This window comes from Lentisphaera profundi, assembly GCF_028728065.1.
GTDB lineage: Bacteria > Verrucomicrobiota > Lentisphaeria > Lentisphaerales > Lentisphaeraceae > Lentisphaera > Lentisphaera profundi.
This window is the reverse complement of sequence record NZ_CP117811.1, coordinates 2,626,143-2,638,932: the sequence shown is the minus strand read 5'-3', so window position 1 is coordinate 2,638,932 and position 12,790 is coordinate 2,626,143. Positions and strand designations below refer to the sequence as shown.

General features: G+C 39.9%; 13 protein-coding genes. 4 read left to right on the top strand and 9 right to left on the bottom strand.

Going from position 1 to position 12,790, the window contains the following annotated elements:
- Positions 1 to 209: 209 nt before the first annotated feature.
- Genes PQO03_RS10815 through gloA form a run of 5 tightly spaced genes read right to left on the bottom strand, consistent with a single transcriptional unit; the run spans position 210 to position 4,201 of the window.
- Positions 210 to 545, bottom strand: a complete 336-nt coding sequence (locus PQO03_RS10815; RefSeq protein WP_274150276.1) for a hypothetical protein — start codon at positions 543 to 545, stop codon at positions 210 to 212.
- A complete protein-coding gene (locus PQO03_RS10810) occupies positions 542 to 1,915 on the bottom strand; it encodes a rhomboid family intramembrane serine protease (protein ID WP_274150275.1) in 1,374 nt (457 codons plus the stop codon). Before PQO03_RS10810 ends, PQO03_RS10815 begins: the two co-directional genes overlap by 4 nt.
- Positions 1,903 to 2,604 (bottom strand): dethiobiotin synthase, encoded by a 702-nt coding sequence (gene bioD / locus PQO03_RS10805; protein WP_274150274.1) that lies wholly within the window; start codon positions 2,602 to 2,604, stop codon positions 1,903 to 1,905. Before bioD ends, PQO03_RS10810 begins: the two co-directional genes overlap by 13 nt.
- Positions 2,601 to 3,812 carry a tRNA guanosine(34) transglycosylase Tgt gene (gene tgt, locus PQO03_RS10800; protein ID WP_274150273.1) on the bottom strand — a complete coding sequence of 404 codons (1,212 nt, stop codon included), beginning with the start codon at positions 3,810 to 3,812 and terminating at the stop codon, positions 2,601 to 2,603. The genes bioD and tgt overlap by 4 nt, the downstream gene beginning before the upstream one ends.
- Complete coding sequence (gene gloA / locus PQO03_RS10795; protein ID WP_274150272.1) at positions 3,812 to 4,201, bottom strand: lactoylglutathione lyase; 390 nt, start codon at positions 4,199 to 4,201, stop codon at positions 3,812 to 3,814. The genes tgt and gloA overlap by 1 nt, the downstream gene beginning before the upstream one ends.
- A 113-nt stretch (positions 4,202 to 4,314) precedes the next feature.
- On the opposite strand from gloA, the gene PQO03_RS10790 reads away from it, so the two are divergent.
- A complete protein-coding gene (locus PQO03_RS10790) occupies positions 4,315 to 5,235 on the top strand; it encodes a cation diffusion facilitator family transporter (RefSeq protein WP_274150271.1) in 921 nt (306 codons plus the stop codon).
- Here PQO03_RS10790 and epmA read toward each other — a convergent pair.
- The 4 genes from epmA to PQO03_RS10770 all read right to left on the bottom strand — a co-directional run bounded on the left by epmA (position 5,201) and on the right by PQO03_RS10770 (position 9,156).
- Positions 5,201 to 6,109 (bottom strand): EF-P lysine aminoacylase EpmA, encoded by a 909-nt coding sequence (epmA, locus tag PQO03_RS10785; protein WP_274150270.1) that lies wholly within the window; start codon positions 6,107 to 6,109, stop codon positions 5,201 to 5,203. The two genes, PQO03_RS10790 and epmA, sit on opposite strands and share 35 nt — an antisense overlap.
- On the bottom strand, positions 6,081 to 6,656 hold the full coding sequence (gene efp / locus PQO03_RS10780) for an elongation factor P (protein ID WP_274150269.1): 576 nt from the start codon (positions 6,654 to 6,656) through the stop codon (positions 6,081 to 6,083). Before efp ends, epmA begins: the two co-directional genes overlap by 29 nt.
- A 165-nt stretch (positions 6,657 to 6,821) precedes the next feature.
- Positions 6,822 to 7,856 (bottom strand): alkaline phosphatase D family protein, encoded by a 1,035-nt coding sequence (locus tag PQO03_RS10775; protein ID WP_274150268.1) that lies wholly within the window; start codon positions 7,854 to 7,856, stop codon positions 6,822 to 6,824.
- Positions 7,857 to 7,977: 121 nt separating this feature from the next.
- A complete protein-coding gene (locus tag PQO03_RS10770; RefSeq protein ID WP_274150267.1) occupies positions 7,978 to 9,156 on the bottom strand; it encodes a trans-sulfuration enzyme family protein in 1,179 nt (392 codons plus the stop codon).
- A gap of 461 nt (positions 9,157 to 9,617) precedes the next feature.
- Between PQO03_RS10770 and PQO03_RS10765 the strand changes: the two genes are divergently transcribed.
- Genes PQO03_RS10765 through PQO03_RS10755 form a run of 3 tightly spaced genes read left to right on the top strand, consistent with a single transcriptional unit; the run spans position 9,618 to position 12,768 of the window.
- Positions 9,618 to 11,090 (top strand): CmpA/NrtA family ABC transporter substrate-binding protein, encoded by a 1,473-nt coding sequence (locus PQO03_RS10765; protein ID WP_274150266.1) that lies wholly within the window; start codon positions 9,618 to 9,620, stop codon positions 11,088 to 11,090.
- A 4-nt stretch (positions 11,091 to 11,094) separates the two neighbouring features.
- Positions 11,095 to 11,922 carry a nitrate ABC transporter permease gene (gene ntrB, locus PQO03_RS10760; RefSeq protein WP_274150265.1) on the top strand — a complete coding sequence of 276 codons (828 nt, stop codon included), beginning with the start codon at positions 11,095 to 11,097 and terminating at the stop codon, positions 11,920 to 11,922.
- Complete coding sequence (locus tag PQO03_RS10755; RefSeq protein ID WP_420792838.1) at positions 11,923 to 12,768, top strand: ABC transporter ATP-binding protein; 846 nt, start codon at positions 11,923 to 11,925, stop codon at positions 12,766 to 12,768.
- Positions 12,769 to 12,790 lie beyond the last annotated feature (22 nt).

Sequence of the window (12,790 nt, the reverse complement as noted above, 5' to 3'; positions counted from 1 at the left end):
AAGAAGATTAAAGGACAGGATGCTTCACATACGAGAAGGACGCTGTCCCTCTCGAGCTCTCCCTGTAAGGATTGGCCAATGCTTAAGGAGGCGATTAGGGACGAAGCCCCGTTTTATGGCTAATCGTGATATTTTTCACAGTGATTTGAATTAAATCCGAACACTCCAGTGAAAATCAGAAAAGATCTGTGAATGGCCAAAGAATACAGCTAATTTTTTTTGAATTTTTTGAGTTCAACCATGAGTAAGTCAGGGTTAAATTTACTGCCACCGATAAGGGCATGTTGGAGTGCTTGTATCTGTACACATAAGGCCTTATTTTTTTTGTCCCGCATCAGTACTTTGAGGGAATAAAGTTCTTTTGAGGGGTCTTTGATTTTTAGCAGTTGATATATGTGAATGAGGCATTGACGTAAGTCGCCTTGAGTCCCTTCTTGCTCAATGACTTTTAGCAATTTGCGCTGACGTGATTTTTTGATGAAATAGAAAGATCCAATACAAGTGACAAAAACACTTAGGATAATTATTTCATTAAGGTAATTCATAGAGGGCTAGTGATGAGCGTTTTCCACTCTTCTTCTTTCTGCTTAAGTAATACCTGCATTTCTTTAAAATTGGTCGAATGATTAATGGCCGTATCTAAATAATCAATTTGAAATACACAAACTTTTTTGATGCGGGTGACAGAGGAGAATACTCTTGATTTCTGATCAAACTCTACAGCGGAAATTTGATCCAAGAGCTTGTTCCAAAACTCTTTCTCATGAGTCATTTCAGTTTTGAACTCTTCTTGGCCAATGACATTAGTCATCAATGCATTGACTAAATTATCACTATTCTTGAGGTGATCATTTTGTTCAGTATCCAAAGTATTGGCAACTTGATGAAAAATGAGAATGGGTTTGTTTTGAATGATACCACTCTCCCATATACCGATACAAATCAGAGGAAGGCAGATGAGGCCTAGAAGTAATTTTGGGATGAATTGAGCTTTGCGCTTTTTTGGATCCAAAGAACGACTCATGAGTGCCGCGCCGATAAAGCCTCCTACGAGTCCTCCCATATGTGCCGCGTTATCAATACCGGGTATGGACATGCCAAAGACGAAGTTGAGGACAACAATTTGCAACATATTATTCTTGAGGCTTTTAAAGGTTCTTTCAGGAACTTCACTTCGACGCATGAGCAAGAAGGCACCAATCATTCCCACAACGCCAAAAACGGCTCCAGAAGCACCGGCACTAATGACACCATCAGCATTCCAAAGTAAGCTTGCTAGGCTACCCATAAAAGCGGCAAAAATATAAATGATGATATAGAAGCGTGGGCCGAGGAGCTTTTCACTCAGGCGACCGATAGCATGTAAAAAATACATATTACAGGCAATATGAAGTACACCAAAATGTATAAAAGCACAAGTGAACAAGCGCCAAGGTTGATCCACGGTTTCAAAAATTCGGTTACTTCCCCACTTCATGAAAACATCTAAGTTCTGGGGCTGAATGAAATTGAGGCCTTCACTTGCATACATGAGGACAAAAACAATAATATTGAGAGCAATGATTACGGTAGTGACAGGCGTTTTTTTAGCATCAAAATCAAGGTTTTGCATGAATTCTTGACTTTCTTGAGCTTCTTTTTGTAGAGGCATGTGAGACATCAGCTCTTTGGCGTCTTCTTTGCTATTAAAGAGCAAGGTGAAGTTTTGAGATTGTCCTTGAGCTTTCATGCGAAGTCGCAACTCAGCACCTTGAAGTTGCAAGGTATCTATATCACTGAGCTCTATGCGGACATCGCGATCGGCCATGACTAATGAGAGGTAGCTTGAGTAGAATTGTAGAGAAGCAGCAAGCTCTCTTAGTGAGCCTTCTATATTAACGAGAACCTTAACTTGTTTCGAGACTATGTAGTCCATTTAAAATCCTGTAAGTTATTATTTGAGGCGATGAAATCAGTGGGAAGCGAGCCCTTTTCGGAATCCAGTCCAGAGTAAAATGGAAGGCAGGCAAGATTGGGAGCCATTTGCGCAATTCGCAAAAGATTATCATCTTCGATGAGTTTTAATTCCTGCTCAGGACGCATGAGGATTGTTGAAATTTGATCAAGGCCGTGTTGTTTTAAGTAATTGATTGTCAGCTTACTATGATTCAGTGTCCCGAGAGCAGTAGAGCTAACGACTATCGCGTGAGCTTTTAGAGCTTTGCAGAAATCTACCATCTCTTCTGTATCATTGATGGGGACAGCAATGCCTCCCGCTCCTTCAATGATCAAAAAATCGGGCTTACATTCTTGGCTGAAATGATCAATTTTGTCTATGAGCTGACTAAGTTCAATCGGTCGATTTTCTTCTTGAGCCACTAAGTGAGGTGAAGCAGGTGTATGAAAATTCATACAGCATAGCGTATCAATGAGCAAAGGCGCCGAAGCTTTGACGTATTCTAAGTCACTAGAGAGCAGGGCCTCTCCAAAGGGGATTCCTCCGGTTTGCAAAGGTTTCACATAGGCGACTCTATGGTCTTGATTCGTGAGCTCACGGCAAAGCCAAGCACTGGCAACTGTTTTGCCAACGCCTGTGCCCGTACCAGTAATAAAAAGTTTAATCAATCTTTTTTCTTTGGCTGAGTACGCATTTTTTTACGTGCTCGTTTTGCTTCTAGCATCTCTTTATCAAGAGCTTTATTACGCTTCACTTGACGTTCTTCGCGTTCGCCTTGGCCGCGTTGATAACGCGCATGAAAATCGATGCGGAATTCTTCGAAACGGTCTTCGCTAATAGCTAGGCGAATGCGTTCCATAAGTCTTAAATAGAAGTGTAAGTTATGATAAGTCATGAGGCGCATGCCGGTAAACTCATTGGTACTAAGTAGGTGACGAACATAGGCACGGCTATAACCAGTACAGACTTTGCAATCACATTCATCATCAATAGGACCGAAGTCATTGCGCCATTTAGAAGCTTTAATTTGTATCTGACCACTAGAAGTGTACGCAGAACCATGGCGCGCCACACGTGTGGGAAGCACACAATCAAACATATCAACACCACGAGCAACCGCTTCAACTAATTGCGGAGGAGTTCCTACACCCATGAGGTAGCGGGGTTTATCTTCGGGCAATACGGGCAACACCCAATCAAGAGTTTTGAGCATTTCTTCTTCGGGCTCACCAACAGAGAGGCCACCAATAGCGTAACCAGGTAAGTTCATATCGGCTAAGTAACGTGCAGATTCAATACGTAAATCCTGGAAAGTAGAACCTTGGACGATACCAAAAAGCATTTGATGAGGATGAAGCTCAACTTTAGCGCATTCATCACCCCAACGCTGAGTGATTTCCAACGATTCTTTGGCTTGATCATAGGTGGCAGGGTAGGGAGTACACTCATCAAAAATCATCACGATATCAGAACCCAATGATTTTTGGATATTCATGGATTCTTTTGGACCAATAAATATTTTTTCACCATCAATATGTGAGCGGAATTCAACGCCATCATATTTTAATTTACGCAATTTAGCGAGACTGAAGACTTGGTAACCACCTGAATCAGTAAGGATGGGGCGATCCCAATTGATAAAATTGTGTAGATCACCAGCTTCATCAATGATCGGAAGGCCGGGGCGGAGGTAAAGGTGATAGGTATTGCCAAGGATAATTTTAGCATCGAGCTCAAGCATGTCTTCGGAATCCATAGTCTTAACAGAACCTACAGTACCTACAGGCATGAATATGGGAGTGGGTACATCTCCGTGAGAAGTTCTGAGTGTACCTAAACGAGCCTCACCGTCTTTTTTATGAAGAGTAAAACTCATTAAGCTTCCTTCCTTTCAATGAGTTCAATACTGTAGCCATCGGGATCTTTGACGAAGGCAATCAGGGTAGTTCCGTGTTTCATTGGACCTGGCTCACGAGTAATGATCACATTATCTTCACGTAACTTATCGCAGACGGCATAGATATCTTCAACGCCTATAGCAAAATGACCGAAACCATTGCCGACTTCATAGGAATCCGTTTCCCAGTTGTGAGTTAATTCAATCACGGTATTGTCAGCTTCTTCACCATAGCCAATAAAGGCTAAAGTGAATTTTCCACCGGGGTAATCTTTTTGACGAATGAGTTTCATACCAAAATTTTCAGTATAAAATTTAATTGAATGTTCTAAGTTACCAACGCGAATCATGGTATGAAGAAATTTCATTTGAGTTTCCTTAAATATTAATTTTATTTGCTTCACTTTACTTCTTAGAGGCACATCGTCAAGAATCCCTTTGCTTCGCTTGTAAAATTAAGTAAATAAGACAAGATTCAATTATGAATAATAATGATGAATACAGCAAACTCAGCAAGCGAGCGATTCAATTTTCGATGGCGACGGGACTTATTCTTTTAGTCTCAAAATTTATTGCATGGCATTTTACGTCTTCGGCGACGCTTTTATCCTCACTCACAGACTCGAGTTTAGATTTTTTGGCCTCCATCTTTAGTTTTGCCGTTTTGACTTATTCACTGAAACCAGCGGATGATGATCACCGTTTTGGTCACGGTAAAGCCGAGGGCTTAGCGGCGATTTTTCAGTCGGGAATTGTTTTGGTTGCGGGGCTTAGCGTTCTATATCAAGGTGTTCAGCGTTTACTCAATCCGACCCCCATGGGGAAAACGGGATTGGCGATTGGCATCATGCTTTTTTCTCTTGTCTTAACTTTGCTTCTTATTACTTATCAAGAAAAGGTCTATAAAAAAACCGGATCCTTGGTGGTTAAAGCCGATCGTGCTCACTTTGTATCAGATATTCTAGCCAATGCTGGCGCAATCGTAGCTTTGATCTTTGCTTATATGGGGGTTCCACATGCGGACGCAATTGGTGGTATAATTGTCGCCATATTGATCATTAAGGCTTCGTGGGAAGTTTTTGAACATGCTTTAGAAATGCTTTTGGATCATGAATTACCCGAAGAAGAAGTAAAAGAATTTGAGGCAATCATTCAAAAGGAAACAGAGATTTTAGGCTATCATGACGTTCGTACTCGACGTTCTGGGAAGACTTTGTTTTTTCAAGTACACCTGGAATTTGAAGATGAGGTACGTTTAATGGATGCTCATGAAGTTGCTGATCGCATTGAAGATAAAGTAAAAATGCGTTGGGAGAATTCAGATTGCCTAGTTCACATGGATCCCATCAGTGCAGTGAATGAAGAGCTTATTGCTCATCGCCAAAAGCTAAAACAGAATTAATATCACTCACGCCAAATAAGACCATCGCAAGTCGATCGACTCCGAGGGCAATGCCACCGGCTTCAGGCATTCCTTTTTCCATATCTTTAAGAAAGTTTTCATCTAAATCATAAGAAATACGTTTTTGCGAAAGACGCAAATTTTGACATTCTTCAAAGCGAGATCGTTGCTCGCTTGCATCAGTGAGTTCGGAATAAGCATTAGCCAATTCTATGCCATCAACGTAGAGTTCAAAGCGTTCGGCTAAATGAGGCGCATCAATCTTCTTACGAGAAAGAGCCGCCATGGAAGAAGGATAATCATTAATGAGAGTGGGACGTTCTTTACCTAAGTGAGGCTCGACTTCAAAGCATAGGGTTTCTTCGAAATTATCCTGCTCTAAACTTTCAGCTAAAGAGATTTTTGCGTACCTCGCAAAGGCGTCTTCAAGACTTAAAACTTCAAATTGCTGCGTAAAATAATCTTCTCGAGAGCCCAGCTGCTGAGAGCAAAATTGGAGTAATCTTTGTAAATCGCTGGCGATTTTGTGATAATCGCAATCAGCTTCATACCATTCAAGCATGGTGAATTCTTCGCGATGGCGTTCACCATGTTCATGTTCGCGAAAGCAGGGGCCAATTTGAAAGATTTTTTCGGCACCTTCACAGAGCAGGCGTTTCATGTGTAATTCAGGTGAAGTACGTAGGAATTTTCCTTGAGCAGGGATGGCGTCAATATAGTCTTCTAGCGCAGGTGTGATCAGGCGCGTAGGAGTTTCCACTTCAATGAATTGCTCTTGCCAAAAAAAACTGCGTAGCGCTCTTAAGAGCTGACTGCGCAGTTTGATAGATTGTAAACGAGTCAAATTATTTCTTGACGTTAACTCGCTCAACATACTCACCATTACGAGTATCAATTTTCACCATATCACCTTCGTTGATAAAGATAGGGACATGGAGTTCCAAGCCGGTATCAGTGTAAGCAGGCTTAGTCACATTATTAGCTGTGTCGCCTTTGACACCAGGATCTGATTGGTGGATAGGCTTGATGACAAAGTTAGGAAGTTGAACATCGATAGCACTTTCTTCGAAGAAAAGAACTTCAACTTCACCATCATCAATGAGGTAATGCTGATTATCGCCAACAACGTCTTTGCTGAGCATGACTTGGTCATAAGTATCTGGATCCATGAAAACATAAGCGTTATCTTCCATGTAAGAAAAAATGAGTTTACGTGTTGAGAGGTCAGCTTTCTCGACATTGTCACCTGAGCGCCATGAGCGATCAAATGAATTACCACTCACAAGGTTCTTGAGTTTACAGCGGTAAACTGCTTGACCTTTACCAGGTTTTGTGAATTGGAAATCAGTTACTGTGTGAGGTTGACCATCAATTTTGAGCTTGATGTTTTTCTTAAGTTGCTCGACGCCGATTACAGCCATGTTGACTCCTAAGTCTTTACATTAAATTTAAATTTCCCCATACAATGCCAAGTCTTGCTTAAAAAGCAATTTAAACTGAGGTAATTAAGCTATGTGAACTGAGGTATTGAGTTATTAAAGAAAAAACGGTAATAACGAAATATCTAGTATGCGAGTTCTTATCGATTACTGGGGGAGACTAAGTTCACTCAGTTTAAGCGTATGTTTTACGGTTTTATTACCTTCTAAATCAATAATGGAAAATTCGAGATCTGGATCTGTTTGATCCCAGTTCACATTAATCATGCCGAAATGATAGTCTCTTTGGACTTTTCCAATACGTTTTGTGTTAGGTTCAAAACTTTTCCAAGTTTTATTAATACCGCTAGAGGTAATATCATATATAGGATAGAGACCCGTTTCTTCTAGTTTTGAAATTTCTCCCCAGTGTACGTCGCCACTGATGAAAACAACTCCATAAGCTTTTGTTGACTTGATGAGATTGAGCATTTTTTGCTTTTCAAAAGGAAACAGCGTCCAGGATTCATAACCATTATAATCATGAGCAAATTGGGTGCTCGAAGCAATGATCCGTAAATCAGCAGGTTTAAGTAACTCATCTTTGAGCCAAGACCACTGAGTATCACCAAGAAATGTATTTCCCGCTTTGGAATGTGGCTGGTATTGATTCTTCCATGGTGAATCCTTTTCTTTTTTATTTCGTTTCAGAATGCCGTCACGAAAAGTTCGCGTATCCAGAATAATGAACTGAAGTGTTTTACCCTTAGCCTTATAAAAATAAGACGTATATATACCTGGAGATTTACGACGAGCACTCTTTTTTTCTTCTCCCCAAAAATCGAGGAAAATTTCTTTTGACTCAACTTTCTTGGGGTATTCTTTACCGGCATCGTTTTGGCCATAATCATGGTCATCCCATGTAGCGTAAATGTGTGGAACTTTAGATTTTAAATGCACAAACTCTTTTTTAGAACCTAGCTTAGCGTATTTAGCCTGAAGGACCTTCATGTCTTTAGTGTCGCCATAGATATTATCCCCAAGGTAAACGAATACATCGGGTGAAAATTCGGTGACTTTATAAAGTATAGGCATCGGTTTATCTTGGGATCCACAGGAACCAAAGGCAATGTTTGATGGGAGAGTATCCGCATTGAGAAAAAAGAGGCTCATGAAAAGGCAGATAAAAAGGGATTTATTCATTTTGAATTCCTAGGTTTGATTAATAAGCTAGATCTAGATCAACGAATGGTGTGACAAGCCTACAAAAAAATCGAAGTACAAACGTAAGTACTTCGATTTTAAATAGATTATTTCACTTAAACTAAAGTGAGGCGTCGAATGCTTGTTGAATATCAGCAATGATATCATCGATATGTTCAAGGCCGACTGAGATCCTAACTAAGCCAGGGCTGATACCAACTGCCATGCGATCTTCTTCACTCAATTTTGAGTGAGTTGTAGACGCAGGATGAGTGGCAATCGTACGAGTATCCCCGAGGTTAGCCGTAAAGGAACACATTTTGAGGGAGTTTAAAAATTGACGTCCACGATCAATACCGCCTTTAATTTCAAAAGTCACAATACCACCGCCCTGATCCATTTGTCTCTTCGCTAGTTCATACTGAGGATGAGAAGGTAAGAAGGGGTACTTGGCAAATTCAGTGTGATCTGAAGCTTCAAGGAATTTAGCGAGCTCTAAGGCATTTGAGCAATGACGATCCATACGAACAGCTAAAGTTTCCAAACTCTTGGAGAGAATCCAGGCATTCATAGGGGAAAGCGATGGACCGCTATGGCGGGCAAAAAAGCGTAATTCTTGAATCACTTCTTTACTACCTAATATAGCGCCAGCAATTGTACGGCCTTGACCGTCGATGAATTTAGTTGCGGAATGCGCAACAATATCGGCACCAAAATCTGCGGGACGTTGTAGGTAAGGAGTCGCAAAACAGTTATCTACCGCAAAAAGGACATCATGCTTCTTAGCTAAGCCTCCAAGCCATTCGAGATCAATTAGATCAAGCGCAGGGTTGGAGGGAGTCTCAATGAAAATCATTTTTGTATTCTCTTGAATCGCCGCTTCCCAAGTTTCTGGAGAATCCATGATATCTACATAGCTATGGGTAATTCCCCAGCGCGGCAGGATTTGTGTGAGGACTTGATGAGTAGAACCAAAGAGGGAGCGCGAAGCAAGGATATGATCACCTGCTTTACAGAGTCCAGCTAAAGTTACAAACATTGCCGCCATGCCAGATGCAGTAGCTAAGCCATCTTCGCAGTTTTCCATTTGGCAGAGTTTCTCAATAAATTCATTATTATTGGGATTTGAAAAACGTGTATAGATATTCCCAGGCATTTCATCAGCAAAAAGCGCGCGCGCTTGTTCGGCATCTTCAAAGGTAAAACTTGAAGTCATATAGATAGGCGCAGAGTGTTCGCGGTGGGAAGATTGTTCGCACTGGGTACGAATAGCGTTGGTTTCAAATTTTTTATCAGACATGCTTAGGTTCCAAATGATTTTAAAAGTGCGCTATAATACACGATAAATGCACGAGGGCAAAGTTAAGTTTTTCTTCAGTAAAACAAATCATACTTATTTTGTATGAGCCGAACTTACACCTTATGTACAAATTATTTTTAGTAAAAGAATGAGTAGGTACTCACTAGCTTAAATAATTTCCAATTAAAAGATATTGCATCAGGAAAATTCTAAGAATCGTCTTAAGCGAAAATCAGAGTGAAATAAAAAAATCATTTTTTTATTAGTTCTAAGTTGATTTTTTACATAAATGGTATATTTTGTGTATGTAATTACATATTTGTCCTTTTTTAATAAAACAAAGACCATATATGTAATCATAAGCTGGCGAATATAAAGAAGGGTTTTTTAACTATTAATTGTCTCATTACGGATGATTTGACAATTGATTATTTTTTAAGTAAAAGTTAAGGAATTCAAAAATGAGTATAAAAAGTCTAGGGGACCCTTTTGATGGGGACACAAGTTTAACCCATACCGTAAGTTGTAAATGTGAATCCTGCTGTGCGGAGAAATCAGCTAGGGCACCGCTAACAGATAAAGAAAGAACTATTGCTCTTGAGAAACAAGCTGAAAATATGGAGACGATTAGTGTTCAAGATTTCAACAAAAATACTGTAGATAGTGAACTCAAAAGTTCAGATGACTATTTTGATAGAGCTATTGAAAGTGCAATTGTCAGAGGAATTTTTGGTCATAACGATAGGAGCCGAAGAAAGTTTTTAAAACTAGTAGGAACGGGGACTTTTGCATCAGTATTATCGACGATGTTTCCAATGAACGACCTCAAAGCACAAGCAAAAGAATCGATCGGAAAGCTTGAAAAAAAGAAACTAAAAATAGGTTTTGTTCCAATTACTTGTGCGACGCCTATCATTATGGCGAAACCTATGGGTTTTTATGATAAATATGGACTAGATGTCGATGTGATAAAAACTGCTGGTTGGGCTGTAGCTAGAGATAAGTCACTAAATGGTGAATACGATGCATCTCATATGCTCTCACCTATGCCTTTGGCTATGACTATGGGTGCAGGATCAATTGCTGAGCCATACATTATGCCGACCATAGAGAACATTAATGGCCAAGCCATAGTGCTCCATACCAAACACAAGAACAAACGCAATCCAAAAGACTGGAAAGGCTTTAAATTTGGTGTTCCCTTTGATTATTCCATGCATAATCTACTGTTAAGGTACTATGTCGCGGAACACGGTTTAGATCCAGATAAAGATATTCAAATACGAGTTGTTCCACCACCCGAAATGGTGGCAAACCTACGTGCGGGTAATCTAGATGGTTATTTGTCACCAGATCCATTTAATCAGCGTGCGGTCTATGAAAAAGTGGGCTTCCTCCATATGCTCACTAAAGATATTTGGGAAGGTCACCCATGTTGTGCTTTTGCTTGTCCGTTAAAATTTGCAAAGGAAATGCCAAATACCTTTGGAGCGCTATTTCGGTCAATTATTGACGCTACAGAGTTTTCAGCTAAAGCGGAAAATAGGGCGGAAATCGCCAAAGTTATCTCTCCCAAAAACTACCTTAATCAGCCCGAAGTTGTGGTTAGACAAGTACTCACTGGACGGTATGTGGACGGATTAGAGCGGAAAGTTTTTAATGAGCCAGATAGGATTGACTTTGACCCATTCCCATGGCAATCAATGGCAGTTTGGATTCTGACCCAAATGAAACGTTGGGGTTATGTAAAAGGTGATATTGATTACAGAGGCTTGGCTGAGCAGGTTTATATTGCCACTGATACTGCAAAAGTAATGAAAGAGTTAGGTTATGATGCACCTAAGACCAGGTATAAAAAACACACCATAATGGGAAAGGAGTTTGATTACGCAAAGCCAGAAGAATACATCAATAGCTTTAGTATAAAAAGGTAAACATTTGAATTCCTTAAACATTAAGGCAGCCTTCCTCTCAATAGTGATATTGTTTGTAGGGCTCGCCTTTTGGGAGGTACTTAATCAGCCTCCCAAGGAAACAGTTGAACTTGATGAATTTGCATTGTTAATGGGTGGAGAAGATAAGGAGTCTAGAGTTCCTCCTCCCTCTAAAGTATTTAAACATGCTTGTAAAGAATTGAGCGATCCTTTTTACGATGCAGGACCTAATGACAAAGGAATAGGAATTCAGCTTTTCTACTCTTTAGTTAGGGTACTAATAGGTTTTGGTGCAGCAGCGACTGTAGCCATTCCATTAGGTTTTGTCATTGGGATGTCACAATTAATGTATAAAGCCTTAAACCCCTTTATTCAGATACTTAAACCTATATCACCTCTCGCATGGATGCCTTTAGCATTATTTGTTATTAAAGACTCTGAAATGTCGGCAATTTTTGTGATATTTATATGTTCTATTTGGCCAATGCTACTCAATACAGCCTTTGGTGTAGCTAATGTTCGAAAAGACTGGGTAAAAGTAGCTCAAACTCATGAACTCAGTAAGTTAAAAACAGCTTTTAGCGTGATACTGCCCGCATCGGCACCAACAATCTTTACAGGGATGCGCATTTCAATTGGTATCGCATGGTTAGTAATTGTTGCTGCAGAAATGCTTGTCGGTGGTACAGGAATTGGTTACTATGTATGGAATGAATGGAATAACCTTGATCTGAACAGCGTGATTTTTTCAATTATAATGATTGGAGTAGTAGGAATGACACTAGATTTAGTATTGAATGCTCTATCTCGTCTCGTTGTATATGAGGAATAAATGATGAAAAGTTTTCTAACATTAGAGTGTTTAAGTAAAAAGTTTCCCGGGAAAAAGAAAGAATCTGATTATGTAGTTTTCGATGATATCAGCTATACCATAGAGGAGGGTGAATTTGTTTGTATTATTGGTCATTCAGGTTGTGGAAAATCGACTATTCTCAATGTCTTAGCAGGATTAGATCAACCATCTACAGGCTATATATCAATGGATGGCAAGGAAGTTATTGGCTCGAGTCTGGACCGAGGAGTAGTCTTTCAGAACTATAGTCTTTTACCTTGGTTATCAGCCTTAAAGAATGTTACTTTTGGTGTTAAAGCACGCTTCCCCAAAAAAAGTAAAATTGAAGTCCAAGAACATAGTTTAAAATATTTAGAAATGGTGGGCTTGGGAGAAAATGTACATAAGAAGCCTTCGGAACTATCGGGGGGTATGCGACAGCGAGTGAGCATTGCTAGAGCTTTCGCTACCCATCCTAAGTTACTTTTACTCGATGAGCCATTTGGCGCTTTAGATGCCTTAACACGAGGGAATATACAAGATGAACTCATCAAGATTTGGAGCGAAACAAAACAGACTGTTTTTATGATTACTCATGATGTTGATGAAGCAATTTTACTTGCGGATAAGATTATTTTAATGTCAAATGGGCCAGGCGCCTGTATTGCGGAAGAGGTGATTGTGAATATTCCTCGGCCTAGGCAACGAGGCAAAGTAATCGATGATCCTGGTTATTATAAAATACGTAAACATTTAATAAAATTCCTGGTGGAACGATCTTCGGATTTTACAGGTGATAAAGTCCGAAAAACACCATTGACAGTAGACCCCACTAAAATTACTTGAACTAAATAAAGGAGAATAAAAT

What these genes read in the sequence shown, in the direction of transcription:
- PQO03_RS10815 (WP_274150276.1), bottom strand. Translation starts at nt 545, where the DNA reads ATGAATTACCTTAATGAAATAATTATCCTAAGTGTTTTTGTCACTTGT.
- PQO03_RS10810 (WP_274150275.1), bottom strand. Translation starts at nt 1,915, where the DNA reads ATGGACTACATAGTCTCGAAACAAGTTAAGGTTCTCGTTAATATAGAA.
- tgt (WP_274150273.1), bottom strand. Translation starts at nt 3,812, where the DNA reads ATGAGTTTTACTCTTCATAAAAAAGACGGTGAGGCTCGTTTAGGTACA.
- gloA (WP_274150272.1), bottom strand. Translation starts at nt 4,201, where the DNA reads ATGAAATTTCTTCATACCATGATTCGCGTTGGTAACTTAGAACATTCA.
- PQO03_RS10790 (WP_274150271.1), top strand. Translation starts at nt 4,315, where the DNA reads ATGAATAATAATGATGAATACAGCAAACTCAGCAAGCGAGCGATTCAA.
- epmA (WP_274150270.1), bottom strand. Translation starts at nt 6,109, where the DNA reads ATGTTGAGCGAGTTAACGTCAAGAAATAATTTGACTCGTTTACAATCT.
- efp (WP_274150269.1), bottom strand. Translation starts at nt 6,656, where the DNA reads ATGGCTGTAATCGGCGTCGAGCAACTTAAGAAAAACATCAAGCTCAAA.
- PQO03_RS10775 (WP_274150268.1), bottom strand. Translation starts at nt 7,856, where the DNA reads ATGAATAAATCCCTTTTTATCTGCCTTTTCATGAGCCTCTTTTTTCTC.
- PQO03_RS10770 (WP_274150267.1), bottom strand. Translation starts at nt 9,156, where the DNA reads ATGTCTGATAAAAAATTTGAAACCAACGCTATTCGTACCCAGTGCGAA.
- PQO03_RS10765 (WP_274150266.1), top strand. Translation starts at nt 9,618, where the DNA reads ATGAGTATAAAAAGTCTAGGGGACCCTTTTGATGGGGACACAAGTTTA.
- PQO03_RS10755 (WP_420792838.1), top strand. Translation starts at nt 11,923, where the DNA reads ATGATGAAAAGTTTTCTAACATTAGAGTGTTTAAGTAAAAAGTTTCCC.